Below are 18,142 nucleotides of genomic sequence, written 5' to 3' on the forward strand. Positions count from 1 at the left end.
CCAAGCACTTGCTTTGTAGAGTGCATGCATAAGTACTCGCGTGAACGGTGAGGAACGCCCGTGACAACCCCTGCACAAACGACACCGATGGCCCTGCACGATGCCGCTCGGACGTTCGGTGCCGCCCCGGCGCTCGCCGACGGCGACGTCCGTCTCGACTGGACCCAGCTGTTGGCCGTGGTCCAGCAGACGGCGCGTGCGCTGATCGCCCGCGGCGTGCAGTCCGGCGACCGGGTGGCCATGTGGGCGCCGAACACCCACCACTGGGTGGTCGCCGCGCTGGCCGCGCACTACGCCGGCGCGGCGCTGGTACCGCTGAACACCCGCTACGTCGCCGACGAGGCCGCGGACGTGCTGTCGAGAGTCGACGCGAAGGCGCTGTTCATCGCGGGCGCCTTCCTCGGCCGCGACCGGCTGGCCGAACTGCGCGCCGCCGCGCCGGAATTGGCGATTCCGACGATCGTGGTGATCCCCGTCGAACCGGGCGGCGAGACGACGAGCACCGATCCGAGCGTGCTGAACTGGTCGGATCTCGCGGTGATCGCCGAGACCGTCCCGGTCGAGGACGCCGAGAAGCGCGCCGCCGCCGTCGACGCCGAGGACATCTCCGACATCCTGTTCACCTCGGGCACCACCGGCCGCAGCAAGGGCACGCTCGTCGCGCACCGGCAGGCGCTGTCGGTGGTGCGCGCCTGGGCCGAGTGCACCACCTTGAACAGCGACGACCGCTACCTCGTCGTCAGCCCGTTCTTCCACAACTTCGGCTACAAGGCAGGCATCCTCGCCTGCCTGGTCACCGGCGCGGCGATCATCCCGCAGGCCACCTTCGACGTGCCGCAGACGATGCGGCTGGTCGGCCGGGAGAAGATCACCGTGCTGCCCGGCCCGCCGACGATCTACCAGACCATCCTGGACTTCCCCGACCGCGGCTCCTACGACCTGAGCACGCTGCGGGTGGCCGTCACCGGCGCCGCGACGGTGCCGGTGGTGCTGGTCGAGCGGATGCGGTCCGAGCTCGAATTCGCCGTCGTCATCACCGGTTACGGCCTGTCGGAGGCGGCCGGGTTCGGCACCATGTGCCGCGCCGACGACGACGCCGAGACCGTAGCCAACACCTGCGGCAGGCCCATCGCGGGCTTCGAGCTGAAGCTCAGCGAGGCGGGCGAGGTACTGCTGCGCGGCTCGAACGTCATGCTCGGCTACCTCGACGATCCGCAGAGCACCGCCGAGACCATCGATGCCGAGGGCTGGCTGCACACCGGCGACATCGGCGCGCTCGACGAACGCGGATACCTCAGGATCACCGACCGGCTCAAGGACATGTACATCTCCGGCGGCTTCAACGTCTATCCGGCCGAGATCGAGCAGGCGCTCGCCCGGCTCGACGGCGTGGCCGAGTCGGCGGTCGTCGGCGTGCCCGATACCAGGATGGGCGAGGTGGGCAAGGCCTACGTGGTGCGCAAGTCGGGCTCGTCGCTCACCGAGGACCAGGTGCTCGCTCACGCCACCACCGTGCTGGCCAACTTCAAGGTGCCGCGCTTCGTCGAATTCCGCGACCAGCTGCCCTACAGCGCCGCCGGGAAAGTGCTCAAGCGTCAACTACGTGAGGAGAAGTCGTAATGTCAGACCAACCGGAGAACGGCGCCGTGCCGGACGAAGGCGAGGTCGTCACCTACGAGCGCCGCGGCCGGGTCGCGATCGTCACGATGAACCGGCCCGACTACCGCAACGCGCAGAACTCGGTGATGACCTACGCGCTCGACGCCGCCTTCCAACGCGCCGTCGAGGACGACGAGGTCGGCGTGATCGTGTTGGCGGGCAACGGCAAACACTTCAGCGCCGGGCACGACATCGGCACACCGGGCCGCGACCACCACGTGCGCTACGACAACAAGGCCGTCCTGTGGTGGGACCACGTCGACAAGCAAGGCGGCGACCAGCGGTTCGCCAGGGAGTCCGAGGTGTACCTCGGCATGTGCCGTCGCTGGCGGGAGATCCCCAAGCCGACCATCGCCATGGTGCAGGGCGCCTGCATCGCGGGCGGGCTGATGCTGGCGTGGGTGTGCGATCTGATCGTCGCCTCCGACGACGCGTTCTTCTCCGATCCCGTGGTGCGCATGGGCATTCCCGGCGTCGAGTACTTCGCGCACCCGTGGGTGATGGGCCCGCGCGCGGCCAAGGAGTTCCTCTTCACCGGCGATCGCTTCGGCGCGGCGCAGGCCAAGGAGTGGGGCATGGTCAACCGGGTGGTCCCGCGCGCCGAACTGGAGGCCGAGACCATGGCGCTGGCCGAGAAGATCTCCGCCATGCCGCGTTTCGGCCTCGCGCTCACCAAGAAGGCGGTCAACCAGGCCGAGGACCTGATGGGCATGCGCACCGGCATGGACTCGGTCTTCGGGCTGCACCACTTCGCGCACGCGCACAACGCCGAGGTCGGCGCGGACTCACTGGGCGGCATGAACGCCAAGACGATGAAGGCCAGTGCGAGCACGGCCGAACAGAACAGGACGACGTAGTGGATCTGGATCTGGACCAGGCGACCCAGGAATTCCAGCGGGAGGTCCGCGAATTCCTGGCCGCCGCGAAACCCTCGGCGCCGCTGCCTTCGATGGACACGAAGGCCGGGTTCGAGGCGCACCGCGACTGGGAGCGCACCCTGGCCGACGCGCGGCTTTCGGTGGTCTCCTGGCCGCAGGAGTACGGCGGGCGCGACGCCTCGCTGCTGGAGTGGGTGCTGTTCGAGGAGGAGTACTACGCCGCCGGTGCGCCGGGGCGGGTCAGCCAGAACGGCATCTTCCTGCTGGCGCCGACGTTGTTCGAGCACGGCACCGCCGAGCAGCTCGACCGCATCATGCCGCGGATGGCGCGCGGCGACGACATCTGGGCGCAGGCCTGGTCGGAGCCCGAGGCGGGCAGCGACCTGGCGGGCATCCGGTCGACGGCGCGCCGCACCGAGGGCGGCTGGCTGCTGAGCGGCCAGAAGACGTGGAGCTCGCGAGCGGCGTTCGCGGACTGGGCCTTCGGCCTGTTCCGCAGCGATCCCGAGGCGGAGCGGCACAAGGGCCTCACGTACGTGATGTTCCCGCTCACCGCCGACGGCGTCTCGGTGCGGCCGATCCCGCAGCTGGACGGTGAGCCCGGCTTCGCCGAGATCTTCCTCGACGACGTCTTCGTGCCGGACCGCGACGTGATCGGCGCGCCCGGCGAGGGCTGGCGGGTGGCCATGAGCACCTCGAGCAACGAACGCGGGCTCTCGCTGCGCAGTCCCGGCCGGTTCACCGCGACCGCGCGACGGCTCGCCGACCTGTGGCTGGACAGCGGCGATCGCACCAACACCGCCCAGCGCGATGCCGTGGTCGACGCGTGGATCCGCAGCGAGGCCTACCGCTTGCACACCTTCGGCACCGTCACCCGGTTGAACGAGGGCGGCAAGCTCGGCGCGGAATCCTCGATCACCAAGGTGTTCTGGTCCGAACTCGACATCGCCATGCACGAGACCGCGCTCGACGTGCTCGGCCCGGCGGCCGAGCGGTCCGGACCGTGGACCGACGGCTACCTGTTCTCGCTGTCCGGCCCGATCTACGCGGGCACCAACGAGATCCAGCGCAACATCATCGCCGAGCGCATCCTCGGCCTACCCCGCGAAGCCCGGCGGGAGAAATGAGCATGATCATGCAGGTGACATCCCTCGCATTGCGACACCGCGGGTACGCCCAACGTTTGGTTTCGAGCGAAGCGAGACCGAGCATCGCCGTTCGTGGCCCGGCTCGGCGTTCGGCTGCCGCCGCGTACGCGACGAAGGAGCAAGCGGCGGTGGCCGAACGCCGAGCCACCCGAGGGCCACGACGCGCCGCCGAAGGCGGCGCCATCGAACACAGGAACGGCCGATGAGATTCGCGCTGAGTCCGGAACAGACCGATTTCGCCGCAAGCCTGCGCAAGCTGCTGGACGCCGGGCGCACGCCGACCGCGGTGCGCGCCTGGGCGAGCGGCGATTCGCGGCCAGGCCGCGCGCTGATCGGGCAGCTGGCGGGCGCGGGCGTGCTCGGCCTCGCGGTCGACGAGGCGTACGGCGGTGTCGGCGCCGATCCGATCGACCTCGTGGTCGCGTTCGTGGAGATCGGCCGGTCCGCCGCGCCGGGACCGTTGGTCGAGACCGCCGCCGCGATTCCCGTTCTGCTCCAGTCGCTTCCGAAATCCGACGCGGCCGAGCGCTGGCTGCCCGGGCTCGCCGAGGGCACCGCGCTCGGCACGGTCGCCTTCGCCACCCCTGGACTCGATCCGGTCGCGCTCGACGCCGACGCCGCCGATGTGACGCTGCTCGTCGACGGCGGGCAGGTGTTCCTCGGTGAGCGCGGCGCGGCGATCCGCTCGGTCGACCCCGCGCGGAAGTTGTTCGCGGTGACGGCCGCCGAGCTCGTCGCCACCGACGACCGGGTGCTGGAGGCGGGCGCGGTCGCGTTCGACACCGGCGCGCTCGCCGCCGCCGCCCAGCTGCTCGGCGCGGGCCGGGCGCTGCTGCACGCGGCGACCGAATACGCCAAGCAGCGCAAGCAGTTCGGCAAGCCGATCGGCGAATTCCAGGCCGTGAAGCAGAAGCTCGCCGATGTGCTCATCGCGCTCGACCTGGCCGAGCCGCTGCTCTACCGCGCCGCGCTCACCATGGGCGAGCCGACCCGCAGCCGTGACGTGTCCGCCGCGATACTGGCCTGCGGCGACGCCGCGCACACCGCCGCGCGCGCCGCGTTGCAGGTGCACGGGGCGATCGGCTACACCGCCGAGTACGACCTGTCGCTGTGGCTGACCAAGGTCACCGCGCTGCGCGCCGCGTGGGGAGCGCCGGATCTGCACCGCGCCAGGATCGCCCGCGCCCTGCGCGACGAGGCCGTCCGGGACCGTGCGCTGCGAGGCACCGCATGACCGCCGCCGAACACCAGGAATTCGCCGCCTCGGTACGCGCGCTGCTCACCAAGCACGCGGGACGCGACGCGGTGCGCGCCGCGATGGACACCGAACTGGGCTACGACCCGAAACTCTGGCGGCTGCTCTGCGAGCAGATCGGCGTCGCGGCGCTGGCCGTGCCGGAGGAGTACGGCGGCTTCGGCGCGTCGCTCGTCGAATCCCTGCTCGTGGTGGGCGAATTGGGCCGGACGCTGGCGGGTGTGCCGATGCTCGGTTCGGCCGTGCTCGGCGCGCAGGCCGTGCTGCTCTCCGGTGACGAGGAAGCCTGCGCCCGGTTGCTGCCCGGCGTCGCGGAAGGCACGACCACGCTGGCGGTCTGCTGGGCGAACGCGACCGGCTGGGATACGCCTGGCGTCCACGCCGAGGGCGAGTCTCTCTCCGGCACGGCGCATTACGTGCTCGACGGGGCCCACGCGGACACGCTGATCGTGCTCACGCCGACCGGGTTGTTCGAGGTCGAGGCCACCGCGGCGGGCATCACCCGGCGTCCGGTCGCGACCATGGACCCGACGCGCAAGCTCACCGAGATCGGCTTCGACGGTGTGGTCGCACACAAGCTCGGCACGAACGATCCGGATGCCGTCGCGGCGCGGCTGCGCGAGATCGGGTGGGCCGCAGTGGCCGCCGAGCAGGTCGGCGCGGCGGAGCAGTGCCTGGAGACGACGGTCGAATACACCAAGTCCCGGGTGCAGTTCGGGCGAGTGATCGGCAGTTTCCAGGCGCTCAAGCACCGGATGGCCGATATGTACGTGCTGCTGGAGTCGGCCAAGTCCGCGTCCTACGCCGCCACCGCCGCGGTGGCCGCCGACCTGCCATCGGCCGCCGAGGACGTGTGGGTCGCGCGGGTGCAGTGCTCGGAGGCGCTCACCGAGATCGTGTCCGAGACCGTGCAATTGCACGGCGGCATCGCCATCACCTGGGAGCACGACGCGCACCTGTTCTTCAAACGCGCGCACGGCGACGCCCAGCTCTTCGGCACGCCCCACCGCCCCCTCACTCACAGCAACTGAACCAATCCCGAAGGCCCCGGCTGTCCGCCGGGGCCTTTGTCATTCCCAGTGGCTGCTCACCTCGGTTCGCACAGGCACTGTCCGTGTACGAAACCCGCGCGAGACCGGTGTGTCGGCGACGGTGGGCTATCTCACGGGTAATAGATAGTTAGCTTATGTAATAATATTTCCGTGCAGCATGCTCCCGTGACGACTTCAGACATCGTGGTCGATCTTCTCGTGACCGCGGGCAGGCTGACCCGGCTGGCCGGGGTGATCGGCGACGACGATCTGCCGCGCGCCGTCCTGCGGGCCCTTGCCGTTCTCGACGAGCGTGGCGCGGTGCGGGTCAGCGAATTCGCCAGGATCGACCGATGCTCCCAACCGGCGGCAACGGCGCTGCTCGGCAGGCTCGTCGAGGACGGATTCGCGACAAGGACCAAGGACCCCGAGGACTCGAGGGCGGTCGTCATCGACCTCACCCCGGCCGGACGCGAGCGACTGGCACAGGCGCGCGCCGCCTACGGCACGGCCATGGCCTCCCGGCTCGCCGAATTCGACGTCGAACGACTCGCGCGAATGGAAACCGATCTGAACGAACTGCTGGAAGCGCTGAAAAAGAGTGCGCCCCAGCACTATCCGTCGAGGGAAAACCGATGAACACCCTAGTGGACACCGGCGCCGCCACCGGCGCGCCAGCGTCGACCAAACAGCCCAAAGCGGTCTGGGCGGTCGCCTTCGCCAGCGTCATCGCCTTCATGGGCATCGGCCTGGTCGACCCGATCCTCGAGCCGATCGGCGAACAGCTGCACGCCTCACCGTCGCAGGTGTCGCTGCTGTTCACCAGCTACATGCTGGTGACGGGCGTGGCGATGCTGACGACCGGCGTGGTCTCCAGCCGGTTCGGCGCGAAGAAGACACTGCTGGCGGGCTTGGCCATCATCGTGGTGTTCGCCGCGCTGGCGGGCATGTCCGACACTGTCGCGCAGATCGTCGGCTTCCGCGCGGGCTGGGGCCTCGGCAACGCGCTGTTCATCGCCACCGCGCTGGCCACCATCGTCGGCGCGGCCAGCGGCGGCGTCGCACGCGCCATCATCCTGTACGAGGCGGCGCTCGGCATCGGCATCGCGACCGGCCCGCTGGTCGGCGGCGTGCTCGGCGGAATCAGCTGGCGCGGCCCGTTCTTCGGCGTCTCGGTGCTGATGGCCATCGCGTTCGTCTGCCTCGTCGTCCTGCTGCCCGAGGGCCCGAAGCCCGCGCACCGCACGTCGCTCGCCGCGCCGTTCCAGGCGCTGCGCCACCGCGGCCTGCTCACCGTCAGCATCACCGCGCTGCTCTACAACTTCGGCTTCTTCACCCTGCTCGCCTACACCCCTTTCCCGCTGGACATGGGCACCTACGCGATCGGGTTCATCTTCTGCGGCTGGGGCATTCTGCTCGCGCTGGCCTCGGTCTTCCTCGCGCCCGGTCTGCAACGCCGCTCCGGGACGCTGCCGATGATGGCTCTCGCGCTCGGACTGTTCGCGGCGGACCTGGCGGTGATGGCGCTGTTCGCGGAGAACAAGACGGTGCTGATCGTCGGCACCGTGCTCGCTGGCCTGTTCCTCGGCGTGAACAACACCCTGATCACCGAGGCCGTGATGATCTCCGCGCCGGTGGAGCGGTCCACCGCCTCGGCGGCCTACAGCTTCGTCCGGTTCGCGGGCGGCGCCGCAGCGCCGTGGCTGGCAGGCAAGCTCGGGGAGCACAGCATCGCGCTGCCGTTCTGGGTGGGCGCGGCCTGCACCGCGGCGGCCGTCCTCGTCCTCGTCGTCGGGCGCGCCGCGCTCGCCCACATCGACGACCACGATCCCGCGCCGCACTCGGTGGAGGAGGCGCAGGCGATCACCGTCGGCGACTGAATTCCGATACCTCACGGGCCCCGCTGTTCCGGCGGGGCCCGTGGGCGTTTCGCGATCCGACGCCCCGGAACCTGTCACCTGGTCGGCGTACCGTCGAGAATATGACCGAAGAGCAGCGAGGCCGCGTCAAGATCGCGACCAGCCAGAAGCGCGTCCGGGTGTACCTCGGCGGGCACCTGGTGGCCGATACGGACCGCCCGGTGCTGGTGTGGGAGATCCCCTACTACCCCACCTACTACCTTCCCGTCGCCGATCTGCGCGCCAAACTCGAGCCGAACGGCGAGACCACCCACTCCCCGAGCCGTGGCGAGGCCATGGTGTACGACGTGATCGTCGACGGCGTCACCGCGGCCGGCGGCGCCCTGCGCTACCACGATTCCCCGCTACCGGAACTGAACGAACTGGTGCGGCTGGACTGGGACGCCATGGACGAATGGTTCGAAGAGGACGAGCCGGTGTACGTCCACGCGCGCGATCCGTACTCGCGCATCGACATCCTCGGCAGTTCGCGGCACATCCGGATAGAGATCGGCGGCGTCGTCGTCGCGGACTCCCACACCCCGCGCATCCTCTTCGAAACCGGCCTTCCCGCACGCTATTATCTGCCCCTCACCGACGTCCGCCTCGACCTCTTGCACCCCTCCGACACCCACTCCCGGTGCCCCTACAAAGGCACCGCCGACTACTGGACCGTCCGCATCGGCGAGAAGGAATACCCCGACTTCGCCTGGATCTACCGCACTCCGCTACCAGAGAGCCAGAAGATCGCGGGCCTGGCCTGCTTCTACAACGAGAAGGTGGATGTCTGGATCGACGGCGTCCTCGAAGAACGCCCCCGCTCCCCGTTCAGCTGAAAACCTCGACGCCGTATATATCACCTGATATCTTCGATATACGCGGAGATATCAGGAGGTGCGTCATGGCACGGACAGTGATCGACCTCGATGACGAACTCGTCGCCGATGTCGCCAAGGAACTCGGCACCGGAACGAAGAAGGACACCGTCAACGCGGCTCTCCGGGAAGTCCTGGAAAACCGCCGCCGCGCACTGGCTCTCACCCGGCTGCAAGACGCCGTCGCGGAGGGTGCTTTCGATCTGGACATCCTCGAGAACAAGCGGAACTACCGGCGGTGAGCGCGGCGCGCTTCCTCCTCGACACGAGCGCACTGGTTCCGATCATGCGCCAAGACCCGGAGGCCTTCGCCTGGCAGCGCGCCGTCGCCGCGGGACTCGTCGCCATCTGCCCGATCGTGGAACTCGAATTCTTCTACACCGCCCGCTCCCACGCCGACCGCGAACGCACGATCGACGACATGCGCGTGCTCTTCGGCTGGGAGCCGGTCGACGACCGCGCCTACACGCGGGCCTGGGAAGTCCAGGGCGAATTGACCAAACGCGGAAAGCACCGCAGCGCAGGCCCGGTCGACCTCGTCCTCGCCGCGACCGCCGAACTCCGCGGCCTCACCCTCCTGCACCGCGACCACGACTTCGACCAGATCGTCGCGATCACCGGCCAAGACCACCGCTGGCTCGGCACCGGCGACAACGACCTGGACTGACCTGGCCCGGTATCAGCCCCGCTGAGGAATGCCTCGCCACCGCGATGCTCGGCGATGACCACCCTGGCGCCCCGGGAGAACCAGCGGCTAAACCCAGAGGAACCGGCGTGACAGCCGCACCCAGCTGACCAACTGCACGAGGTACAAGAGAACGCCGCCGGACCAGGCGAGCCAATGCCATACGGTCCGCAGGGTAGGCGCGGCCCAGATGAGGCCGACCAATGGCACGATCGGAATGATCAGCATGAAGGCCATACGCATAGGGAATTGGCTCCACCCGGTCTGGTAGACAGTCGCCCGGATATAGTCCTCCCATCCGAAAACACGCTCGTCCCCGGACTTTTCGACGATGACCGGACGAAGGCGACCGTTGATGTACTCGCCCATGTGCTGCGCGTGGATCGTGTAGGTCTGGTAGAGCAGGCCGAGGGCCACCGACACGTAGGGGATCGCCAGCAGCAGTTGCGGCGCACCCCGCTCCGACAGCACGAACGCGGCGATCGCGGTGCTGAGCGTGATGTTCAGATTCATAACGGTCCGCTGGCCGCGTCCGATTTCGTCCAGCTCGTTGCGCAACGCGACGAATTCGGCCAAGGCGGCGTCCAGTACCCGCCGCGCCGAATCGTCCCGAGCATTCGTGCCCATGGGATCTCCCCTCCCCGAGCGGGCGGCGACCCATTCGCACCGCTCACACCATGATGCCGGACAACTTCCCGACTGGGGTTCACTTTCCGCCCGCAGTCGTCGCCGAACAGCGAGCACGATGCAGGGGAACTGCTACCGCGGCATCACACGGCGATCGGGGGTTGGGTCGGGGTGTGGCGGTATTGGCCTGGGGCCTGGCCGTATTCGCGTTTGAAGGCTTTGGCGAAGGCGAATTCGGAGGTGTAGCCGACTCTGCGGGCGATGGTGTGCAGGGCGGCGTCGGTGTCGCGGAGGAGGCGGGCCGCGGTGAGCAGGCGCCAGCGGGTGACGTAGGAGAGCGGGGGTTCGCCGATGGTGGCGGTGAAGCGGCGGGCCAGGGTGGCGCGCGAGACGCCCGCGATGTCGCTGAGGTCGGGCACGGTCCACGGGCGGGCCGGGTCCTCGTGCACGGCGCGCAGCGCGGCGGCGACGGCCGGATCGGCGAACGCGCCCGCCCATCCGGTGGTGTGGGCGTCGGCCTGTTCGTCGAACCAGGCACGCAGGATGAACAGCAACATGGTCTCGAGGAGCGTGGCCACCGCGGCATCGCTGCCCTGACGGGGTTCGGCGATCTCGGCGAGGAGCAGGTCCACCGCGCCGCGCAGAGCCGGGTGGCGGCCGGGGCGGGCGGGCAGATGGATGAACTCGGGCAGTTCGTCGAGCAGCGGGTGCGATCGCTGCCTGCCGAGTTCGTAGGCGCCGCAGAGTAATTCGGACCGAACGCCGGGACCGGGAAGTTCGCGCGGCTCACCGGGCAGCGCGGTTTCGGTGACGGGCGAGTCGAGACTGTCGACCAGATCGTGATCGGCGCCGCGCGGCATGAACAGCACGTCGCCGACGCCGAGCGCCAGCGGCTCGCCGCCGGGCGGGACGAGCCAGCACGACCCGCGCAGCACGACGTGGAATCCGGCACCGGGCACCACCGGATAGCGACGGCCCCACGGCGCGTGCCGGATGAACAGACCGGAGGCGGGATTGCCCGTGCGAATCGCGGCGATGGTCTCGCTGAGAACGTCCACGACACAACCATACGCTCAAATAGTGAGCGTTTCAGATATAAGTACGAGCATCTAAGCCATTCATATGCTCACATTGCCGCAATAAGTTGTGAATCATGACAACGCAGACCAGCTCCCCCACCATCGCCGTCTACGGCGCCACCGGCCACACCGGCAGCTACCTGCTCGCCGAGCTGCACCGCCGCGGCCTCACCCCGATCCTGGTGGGCCGCAACGCCGATCGCCTGCGTGCCGCCGCCGTGGCCGCGAATCTTCCGGACGCCGAGATCCGCGTCGCCGAACTCACCGACCACGCCGCCCTTGTCGCCGCGTTCACCGGCGCCGACGCCGTGATCAGCAGCCTGTCGGCCTACGTGCGCAACGGCGAACCGGTGCTGGCGGCCAGCATCGCGGCGGGCGCGCACTACACCGACATCTCCGGCGAGCAGCTGTTCTTGAAGAAGGTCTTCGACGACTACGCCACGGCGGCGGAAGCGGCGGGCGTCACCGTCGTCGCCGGCAGCACCGACAACAACGTGCCCGCCGACCTGCTCGCCCACCTCGTCGCGCGCCGGGTGAACGGCCCGGCCGAGATCGTCGTCAGCCACCTGAGCAAGAGCAGGGGCAACGGCTCGAAGGGCAGCGCCAAGACCGTGTTCGCCAGCCTGGACTGGTTCCGCGACGGCGGTTGGCACTTCGCCGCCGGAGAACTCAGGACCGGCTCCACCGCAAAGCATTCCGAGATGACCTTCCCCGGCGAGTCGGCGCCGACCTCGGTCGGAAAATTCCCGCAGCCACCGGTGCTCACCATCCCGAGGCACACCGAAGTCGCGTCCGTCGAGGGCGTGCTGGCCGCGGACATCCTCGCCACCCTCGGCTCGTTCACCGAGCAGCTCATCGAGCAGATCCCGGATGCGCCGAGTTCGGACCTGCGCTACGAGGTGATCGTGGACGCCCACGGCACCGACGGCCGCGTGGTGCGCGGTGTCGTCGAGGGCGTCGACTCCTACCGCGACTCCGCGCTGCTCGCCGTCGAGATCGCGACCAGGCTTGCCGCGGGGACGACGAAGCCGGGCGCACTGGCGGTGGCCGAAGCGTTCGACCCCGCGGAGTTCCTGGATTCCCTGGCCCGCTTCGACATCACCTGGCGCATAGAGGAATTCTGACCTCAGGCCGTGGCGAGTTCCGCCAGAGCACGTGGAGTATTCGCTCACCGCGCTCGGGAAATCGTTGGAAGAACCGCTTGCCGCGATCTGCGTGTGGGCGGTCGAACACGGCGACGGGCATAGAGTCGGGGTATGACCGACGACCGGCCTGCCCTGGCCATCGCACTCGACCTGGCGCCACACCCCGAGGGGGGCTGGTATCGCCAAACATGGCGAAGCCCAGTGGAATTCACGCCACCCGGCTATCCGGGAGCGCGAGCTGCCGCCACGATGATCCATTTCCTGCTGATGCCGGGAGAACGCTCGGCCCCGCACACGGTGCGCTCGGACGAGCTGTGGCTCTGGCACCGCGGCGGACCACTCGCGCTCGACATCGGTGGCGAGGAAGTCGTCCTCGGACCCGATGTCGAGCGCGGTCAGCTGTTGCAAGCCGTGGTCCCCGGCGGAGTAAGCCAGGCGGCGCGGCCGCTCGGCGACGAGTACGTCCTGGTCAGCTGCCTCGTCGCGCCGGGCTTCGACTTCGAGGACTTCCGGCTCGACTGAGATTTACTTCGGAACGTCGATCACGCCCTCGTCGACCGCCCACTTGATGGTCTTCTCCAGCTGCGGGCAGGTGTCGGGACGACCCGGACGGCTGCCCGACGCGGCGAGCTCGGCGAAGACCGGGCAGTGCGTTTCGGGCGGCTCGGTCCACTGCACCGAGGTCTGGTGCGAGCTCGATTTGCGCACCAGCACCTCACTGCGGCAGGCCTGACACCGCAACGGCGTCAGGCCTTCCTCCAGATAGGTCTGCTTGTCGACCACGGTCTGGGCCTGCACCGCCGCCCGCCGCGCGGGCTGATCGGCGAAGTCCGGCGCCTTGGCCCAGGTCGCAGCCATCAGACGCCTGCCTCGGCTTCCTTCGTCGCCGCTTCTTCGGCTTCGTGCTTGCGCCGCAGATTCTCCGCGACCTCGGCCTCCCACGCCTCGTTCGCCTTGGTGGTGTCCACCTCGAACTCGAAGCGCTGGGTCATCTTCTCGGTCACGTCGGCGACGTCGACGTAGAACTGGTCGTACCAGCGGCGCAGCTGGTAGACCGGCCCGTCCTCCTCGCACAGCAGCGGGTTCTCGACCTTGGACTTGTGCTTCCAGATCTCGACGTCCTGCAGGAAGCCGACGCTGATGCCCTCGGTCATCTTCTCGGCCAGCTTGTCGGCCATCGCGCCGTCGACGCCCTTCGGCTTCTCCAGCGAGATGCCCCACTGCAGGACGAAGGAATCCTGTGTCACCGGGTAGTGGCAGTTGATCAGGACGCTCTTGACCTCGTAACCGCTGTAGATGTTGACCAGCGGGTTGATCATGTACGAGGGCCCGAAGTACGAGGCTTCCGACTTCAGCAGGGTGTCGCCGCCGTACTTGGAGGCCATGCCGATGTCGGGACGGCCCTTGGTCTCCAGGAACTGGGTGGCGATGTGTCCTTCGAAGACGTTCTTGAAGTACGTCGGGAACGCGAAGTGGATGTAGAAGAAGTGGGCCATGTCGACCACGTTGTCGATGATCTCGCGGCAGTTGGCGCCCTCGATGAGCATCGAGTTCCACGTCCAGTCGGTCCACCCGCTGTCGAGCTCGTCGGTCGGGTTGCCGTTCGCGTCGGTGTACGGACCCTCGATGTGCGGGATGGTGATCTCCGGCGGCGGCTCGTTGCCCTCGTGGTCGTGCCAGACGAACAGCTGACCGTTGCGCTCGAGCGTGGTCCACTTCCTGGTGCGCGCGAGCGGGGGGACGCGGCGCGCGTAGGGGATCGAGCTGCACTTGCCGTTGACGCCGGACCAGCGCCAGTCGTGGAACGGGCAGGCGATGTCGTCGCCCTTGACCTCGCCCATGCTCAGGTCGCCGCCCATGTGCCTGCAGTAGGCGTCGAGCACCCGCAGTTCGCCCGCGCTGTCGGCCCAGATCACCAGTTTGGTGCCGAACACGTTCACCGCGTGCGGCTTACCGTCCCGGTACGTCTTGGCCAGGCCGAGGCAATGCCATCCCCGTGCATAGCGGGTAGGCGCCGAGCCGACATCCAGCTCCCTGGGCTTGCCACCGCTCCCTTTGGGGGTAACTGCCATCGCGATTCCTCCTCCTTCTGTACTAGAACACGTTACAAAAATGTCGCGTTCCATGCCAGCGATTCGGGTCACTTCCTGCGCATGTCCATCCACGACCTGCGATGAACGCCGGTTCTCGACATAAATAAGAACCTGTTCTAGTCTCAGAGGCAAATGAGTACCGGTTACCAATCCGACCAGGCAGGAGCAGGTCCCGAGATGACGCAAGAAGTGACCGAGCGGGTCGAAGCGCTGTTGCCGACGCTGCGTGAGCGCGCGCAGGAGGCCGAGGACCTGCGGCGCATCCCCGACGAATCGATCAAGGCGCTCCAAGAGACCGGCTTCTTCCGGCTGCTACAGCCCAAGCAGTGGGGCGGATACGCCGCCGATCCGGTCGTCTTCTACGACACCGTCCGCAAGCTCGCCAGCGCGTGCGGGTCCACCGGCTGGGTGGCGGGCATCGTCGGCGTGCACAACTGGCACCTCGCGCTGTTCGACCAGCAGGCGCAAGAGGACGTGTGGGGCGAGGACACCGAAGTGCGGATCTCCTCCTCCTATGCCCCGATGGGCGCGGGCACGGTCGTGGAGGGCGGCTACATCGTCAAGGGCGCGTGGGCCTGGTCCTCGGGCTCCGACCACGCCACCTGGGCGGTGCTCGGCGGTCCGGTCATCAAGGACGGCAAGCCGGTGGACTTCGGCAGCTTCCTCATCCCCCGCACCGAGTACCGCATCGACGACGTATGGAACGTGGTCGGCCTGCGCGGCACCGGCTCCAATACCGTTGTCGTGGAAGACGTTTTCGTGCCGAAGCACCGGTTCCTCAGCTTCCGGGCGATGAGCGAGCTGAAATCGCCCGGCCTGGAGCAGAACCCGGATCCGGTTTACAAGATGCCGTGGGGCACCATCCATCCCACCACCATCTCCGCGCCGATCGTCGGCATGGCCTACGGCGCCTACGCCGCGCACGTCGAGCACCAGGGCAAGCGGGTGCGCGCGGCCTTCGCAGGCGAGAAGGCCAAGGACGATCCGTTCACCAAGGTCAGGGTCGCCGAGGCCGCCAGCGACATCGACGCGGCCTGGCGCCAGCTCTCCGGCAACGTCGCCGACGAATACGCGCTGCTGACGGCGGGCAAGGAGATTCCGTTCGACCTGCGGGTGCGGGCCCGCCGCGACCAGGTGCGCGCCACCGGACGGGCGATCGCCTCCATCGACAAGCTCTTCGAAGCCTCGGGTGCCACGGCGCTGGCGAACGGCACTCCGCTGCAGCGCTTCTGGCGCGACGCGCACGCGGGCCGGGTGCACGCGGCCAACGATCCCGAGCGGGCCTACGTCATGTACGGCACGCACGAGTTCGGGCTCCCGGTCACCGACGGCATGGTGTAGGCGGCATCGTGACCACCACTGCTGAACTCACCTTCGAATCGACCTCGCGTTACGCGCAGGTCCGGCCGGATCTGCGCCTGCACTACCACGAGGCGGGCAGCGGCAACGGGCCGACGATCGTGCTGCTGCACGGCGGCGGGCCCGGCGCGTCGTCCTGGTCGAATTTCGCACGGAACATCCCCGTGCTGGCGCAGAATTTCCATGTGCTCGCGGTGGATCAGCCCGGTTTCGGCAAGTCGGACAAGCCGGTCGATCATCCGCAGTACTTCGCGCACTCCGCGTCGGCGCTGAAGGATCTGCTCGACCACTTGCAGATCACCGACCGGGTGCACATCCTCGGCAATTCGCTCGGCGGCGGCGCCGCGGTCCGGTTCGCGCTCGACTACCCGGACCGCGCGGGCAAGCTGGTGCTGATGGGCCCCGGCGGGCTGAGCCTGAACGCCTTCGCGCCGGACCCGACCGAGGGCGTGAAACTGCTCTCGCGCTTCAACTTCGAGCCGACCAGGGCGAATCTCGAAGCGTTCCTGCGGATCATGGTCTTCGACCAGAAGCTGATCACCGAAGAACTCATCGACCAGCGCTTCGAATCGGCCAAGACCCCCGAGGCGCTGGCCGCGACCCGCGCGATGGGCAAGTCGTTCTCCGGGCCCGATTTCGAGCTCGGGATGCTCTGGCGCGACGCCTACAAGCTGCGCCAGCCGGTGCTGCTCATCTGGGGCCGCGAGGACCGGGTCAACCCGCTCGACGGCGCCATCATCGCCACAAAGATGATTCCGCGGGTGCAGCTGCACGTGTTCGGCGGCTGCGGGCATTGGGCACAGTTGGAGAAGTTCCACGAATTCAACCGGCTGGCAACGGACTTCCTGTCCGGATCCGGCAAGGAGAAGTAGATCATGGGCATTCGATCGCTCGGCTATCTGCGCATCGAGGCCACCGATATGGCGGCCTGGCGCGAGTACGGCCTCAAGGTGCTCGGCATGGTGGAGGGCAAGGGTTCGGTCCCGGACGCGCTCTACCTGCGAATGGACGAATTCCCGGCCCGGCTGGTGATCGTCCCCGGTGACAAGGACCGGCTCCAGGTCTCCGGCTGGGAGACCGCCAATGCCGAAGAACTGCAAGACATCCGGAATCGGTTGGACGCCGCGGGCGTGCCCTACAAGGAGGGCAGCGCGGCGGAGAAGGCCGATCGGCGCGTCTACGAGCTGATCAGCTTCGAGGACCCGTCGGGCAACGTGCTCGAGGCGTTCCACGGCGTCGCGCTGGAGCACCGGCGGGTGGTCAGCCCGTACGGGCACCGGTTCGTCACCGAGGAGCAGGGTCTCGGCCACGTGGTGCTCAGCACCTCCGACGACAAGGCCGCGCTGGAGTTCTACCGCGACGTGCTCGGGTTCCGGCTGCGCGACTCGATGCGGCTGCCACCGCAGATGGTCGGCCGTCCCGCCGACGGCGAACCAGCCTGGCTGCGGTTCTTCGGCTGCAATCCGCGCCACCACTCGCTGGCGTTCCTGCCGATGCCGACACCGAGCGGCATCGTCCACCTGATGCTCGAGGTGGAGAACGCCGACGACGTCGGCCTGTGCCTGGATCGCGCGCTGCGCAAGAAGGTCAAGATGTCGGCCACCCTCGGCAGGCACGTCAACGACAAGATGCTGTCCTTCTACATGAAGACGCCGGGCGGCTTCGATGTCGAATTCGGCTGTGAGGGACTGGAAGTCGACGACCACGACTGGATCGCCAGGGAGTCCACCGCCGTGAGCCTGTGGGGCCACGACTTCACGGTGGGCCAGCGCCAGCAATGACGGACGGGGTGAGCGAGCCTGTGATGGAGACGAAACCGACCGTCGACGCGCATCCGGTGATCGATGCGCGCCAGTTCCGCAATGTGCTCGGGCAGTTCTGCACCGGCATCACCGTCATCACCGCCTTCGGCGACGACGCGGCGCCGATCGGCTTCGCCTGTCAATCGTTCGCCGCCCTGTCCCTCGATCCCCCGCTGGTGCTGTTCTGCCCCACCAAGGCGTCGCGCTCCTGGGCGGCGATCGAGAAATCAGGACGCTTCTGCGTCAACATCCTCGCCGAGGAACAACAGCAGCTGTGTGCCCGCTTCGGCTCCCGCGAACCCGACAAGTTCGCCGGAACCCCGTGGCACACATCGGAACTGGAGCTCCCGGTACTGGACGACGCGCTGGCCACGATCCAGTGCACGGTGGACAGCGTCGTCGACGGCGGCGATCACTACATCGTGATCGGCCGCGTGCAGGTCCTGTCGGAGTCCACGGACTCCGGCAGGCCCCTGCTGTTCTATCGCGGTCAGTACACCGCCATCGAGCCGGAGAAGACCGTGCCCGCGCCGTGGCGCGCCGATCTCGACCACTTCCTCACCACGACCACGCTGGACACCTGGCTGTGAGGCCGGTTCAGCGGTAGG

Annotated in this window: 20 protein-coding genes and 1 pseudogene; 17 read left to right on the top strand and 4 right to left on the bottom strand. The window is 68.3% G+C overall.

Translation table 11 applies throughout. The features are described 5' to 3' along the window. Positions 1-60: 60 nt before the first annotated feature. The 10 genes from AC3ERS_RS13365 to AC3ERS_RS13410 all read left to right on the top strand — a co-directional run bounded on the left by AC3ERS_RS13365 (position 61) and on the right by AC3ERS_RS13410 (position 9,411). Positions 61-1,620 carry a FadD3 family acyl-CoA ligase gene (locus AC3ERS_RS13365; protein WP_431967122.1) on the top strand — a complete coding sequence of 520 codons (1,560 nt, stop codon included), beginning with the start codon at positions 61-63 and terminating at the stop codon, positions 1,618-1,620. After that, positions 1,620-2,516 (top strand): enoyl-CoA hydratase, encoded by an 897-nt coding sequence (locus AC3ERS_RS13370; RefSeq protein ID WP_431967124.1) that lies wholly within the window; start codon positions 1,620-1,622, stop codon positions 2,514-2,516. The genes AC3ERS_RS13365 and AC3ERS_RS13370 overlap by 1 nt, the downstream gene beginning before the upstream one ends. Next, the gene (locus AC3ERS_RS13375; protein WP_431967126.1) at positions 2,516-3,664 is read left to right on the top strand and encodes an acyl-CoA dehydrogenase family protein; all 1,149 of its coding nucleotides are present in this window, start codon (positions 2,516-2,518) and stop codon (positions 3,662-3,664) included. The genes AC3ERS_RS13370 and AC3ERS_RS13375 overlap by 1 nt, the downstream gene beginning before the upstream one ends. A gap of 223 nt (positions 3,665-3,887) precedes the next feature. Beyond that, positions 3,888-4,919, top strand: coding sequence for an acyl-CoA dehydrogenase family protein (locus tag AC3ERS_RS13380; protein WP_431967128.1), 1,032 nt, complete (start codon positions 3,888-3,890; stop codon positions 4,917-4,919). Continuing rightward, positions 4,916-5,971 (top strand): acyl-CoA dehydrogenase family protein, encoded by a 1,056-nt coding sequence (locus tag AC3ERS_RS13385; protein ID WP_431967130.1) that lies wholly within the window; start codon positions 4,916-4,918, stop codon positions 5,969-5,971. Before AC3ERS_RS13380 ends, AC3ERS_RS13385 begins: the two co-directional genes overlap by 4 nt. Before the next feature lie 186 nt (positions 5,972-6,157). Further along, positions 6,158-6,610 carry a MarR family winged helix-turn-helix transcriptional regulator gene (locus AC3ERS_RS13390; RefSeq protein WP_431967132.1) on the top strand — a complete coding sequence of 151 codons (453 nt, stop codon included), beginning with the start codon at positions 6,158-6,160 and terminating at the stop codon, positions 6,608-6,610. Next, a complete protein-coding gene (locus AC3ERS_RS13395; RefSeq protein ID WP_431967134.1) occupies positions 6,607-7,851 on the top strand; it encodes an MFS transporter in 1,245 nt (414 codons plus the stop codon). The genes AC3ERS_RS13390 and AC3ERS_RS13395 overlap by 4 nt, the downstream gene beginning before the upstream one ends. A 101-nt stretch (positions 7,852-7,952) precedes the next feature. Next, a complete protein-coding gene (locus tag AC3ERS_RS13400; protein WP_431967136.1) occupies positions 7,953-8,705 on the top strand; it encodes a DUF427 domain-containing protein in 753 nt (250 codons plus the stop codon). 65 nt (positions 8,706-8,770) lie between these two features. Then, positions 8,771-8,986, top strand: a complete 216-nt coding sequence (locus AC3ERS_RS13405; RefSeq protein WP_431967138.1) for a type II toxin-antitoxin system VapB family antitoxin — start codon at positions 8,771-8,773, stop codon at positions 8,984-8,986. Continuing rightward, positions 8,983-9,411: a PIN domain nuclease gene (locus tag AC3ERS_RS13410; RefSeq protein WP_431967140.1), complete on the top strand. Its 429-nt coding sequence runs from the start codon at positions 8,983-8,985 to the stop codon at positions 9,409-9,411. The genes AC3ERS_RS13405 and AC3ERS_RS13410 overlap by 4 nt, the downstream gene beginning before the upstream one ends. 87 nt (positions 9,412-9,498) lie before the next feature. Here AC3ERS_RS13410 and AC3ERS_RS13415 read toward each other — a convergent pair whose 3' ends face one another. Then, the gene (locus AC3ERS_RS13415; RefSeq protein WP_431967142.1) at positions 9,499-10,056 is read right to left on the bottom strand and encodes a hypothetical protein; all 558 of its coding nucleotides are present in this window, start codon (positions 10,054-10,056) and stop codon (positions 9,499-9,501) included. 143 nt (positions 10,057-10,199) lie between these two features. After that, positions 10,200-11,114, bottom strand: coding sequence for an AraC family transcriptional regulator (locus AC3ERS_RS13420; protein WP_431967144.1), 915 nt, complete (start codon positions 11,112-11,114; stop codon positions 10,200-10,202). 95 nt (positions 11,115-11,209) lie between these two features. On the opposite strand from AC3ERS_RS13420, the gene AC3ERS_RS13425 reads away from it, so the two are divergent. From AC3ERS_RS13425 to AC3ERS_RS13435, 3 genes and pseudogenes are all read left to right on the top strand, one after another. After that, positions 11,210-12,259 (top strand): saccharopine dehydrogenase NADP-binding domain-containing protein, encoded by a 1,050-nt coding sequence (locus AC3ERS_RS13425; RefSeq protein WP_431967146.1) that lies wholly within the window; start codon positions 11,210-11,212, stop codon positions 12,257-12,259. A 28-nt stretch (positions 12,260-12,287) separates the two neighbouring features. Then, a pseudogene (locus tag AC3ERS_RS13430) lies at positions 12,288-12,395 on the top strand (winged helix-turn-helix transcriptional regulator); the annotation flags it as partial. Beyond that, positions 12,392-12,802 (top strand): cupin domain-containing protein, encoded by a 411-nt coding sequence (locus AC3ERS_RS13435; RefSeq protein WP_431967148.1) that lies wholly within the window; start codon positions 12,392-12,394, stop codon positions 12,800-12,802. The pseudogene AC3ERS_RS13430 and the gene AC3ERS_RS13435, both read left to right, overlap by 4 nt. Positions 12,803-12,805: 3 nt before the next feature. Here AC3ERS_RS13435 and AC3ERS_RS13440 read toward each other — a convergent pair whose 3' ends face one another. Both AC3ERS_RS13440 and AC3ERS_RS13445 read right to left on the bottom strand, forming a co-directional pair. Beyond that, on the bottom strand, positions 12,806-13,138 hold the full coding sequence (locus AC3ERS_RS13440) for a hypothetical protein (RefSeq protein ID WP_431967150.1): 333 nt from the start codon (positions 13,136-13,138) through the stop codon (positions 12,806-12,808). Then, positions 13,138-14,352: a 3-ketosteroid-9-alpha-monooxygenase, oxygenase component gene (locus tag AC3ERS_RS13445; RefSeq protein ID WP_431967152.1), complete on the bottom strand. Its 1,215-nt coding sequence runs from the start codon at positions 14,350-14,352 to the stop codon at positions 13,138-13,140. The genes AC3ERS_RS13440 and AC3ERS_RS13445 overlap by 1 nt, the downstream gene beginning before the upstream one ends. 198 nt (positions 14,353-14,550) lie before the next feature. On the opposite strand from AC3ERS_RS13445, the gene hsaA reads away from it, so the two are divergent. From hsaA to hsaB, 4 genes are read left to right on the top strand one after another with little or no spacing between them, the layout of a single operon-like run. Further along, a complete protein-coding gene (gene hsaA / locus AC3ERS_RS13450) occupies positions 14,551-15,714 on the top strand; it encodes a 3-hydroxy-9,10-secoandrosta-1,3,5(10)-triene-9,17-dione monooxygenase oxygenase subunit (RefSeq protein ID WP_431967154.1) in 1,164 nt (387 codons plus the stop codon). Positions 15,715-15,722: 8 nt separating this feature from the next. Then, positions 15,723-16,604 carry a 4,5:9,10-diseco-3-hydroxy-5,9,17-trioxoandrosta-1(10),2-diene-4-oate hydrolase gene (gene hsaD / locus AC3ERS_RS13455; RefSeq protein WP_431967156.1) on the top strand — a complete coding sequence of 294 codons (882 nt, stop codon included), beginning with the start codon at positions 15,723-15,725 and terminating at the stop codon, positions 16,602-16,604. 3 nt (positions 16,605-16,607) lie between these two features. Next, the gene (gene hsaC, locus AC3ERS_RS13460; RefSeq protein WP_431967158.1) at positions 16,608-17,513 is read left to right on the top strand and encodes an iron-dependent extradiol dioxygenase HsaC; all 906 of its coding nucleotides are present in this window, start codon (positions 16,608-16,610) and stop codon (positions 17,511-17,513) included. Positions 17,514-17,536: 23 nt separating this feature from the next. Then, positions 17,537-18,124 carry a 3-hydroxy-9,10-secoandrosta-1,3,5(10)-triene-9,17-dione monooxygenase reductase subunit gene (gene hsaB / locus AC3ERS_RS13465; RefSeq protein ID WP_431967160.1) on the top strand — a complete coding sequence of 196 codons (588 nt, stop codon included), beginning with the start codon at positions 17,537-17,539 and terminating at the stop codon, positions 18,122-18,124. Positions 18,125-18,142: the final 18 nt, after the last annotated feature.

Source organism: Nocardia sp. bgisy134, from assembly GCF_057708325.1.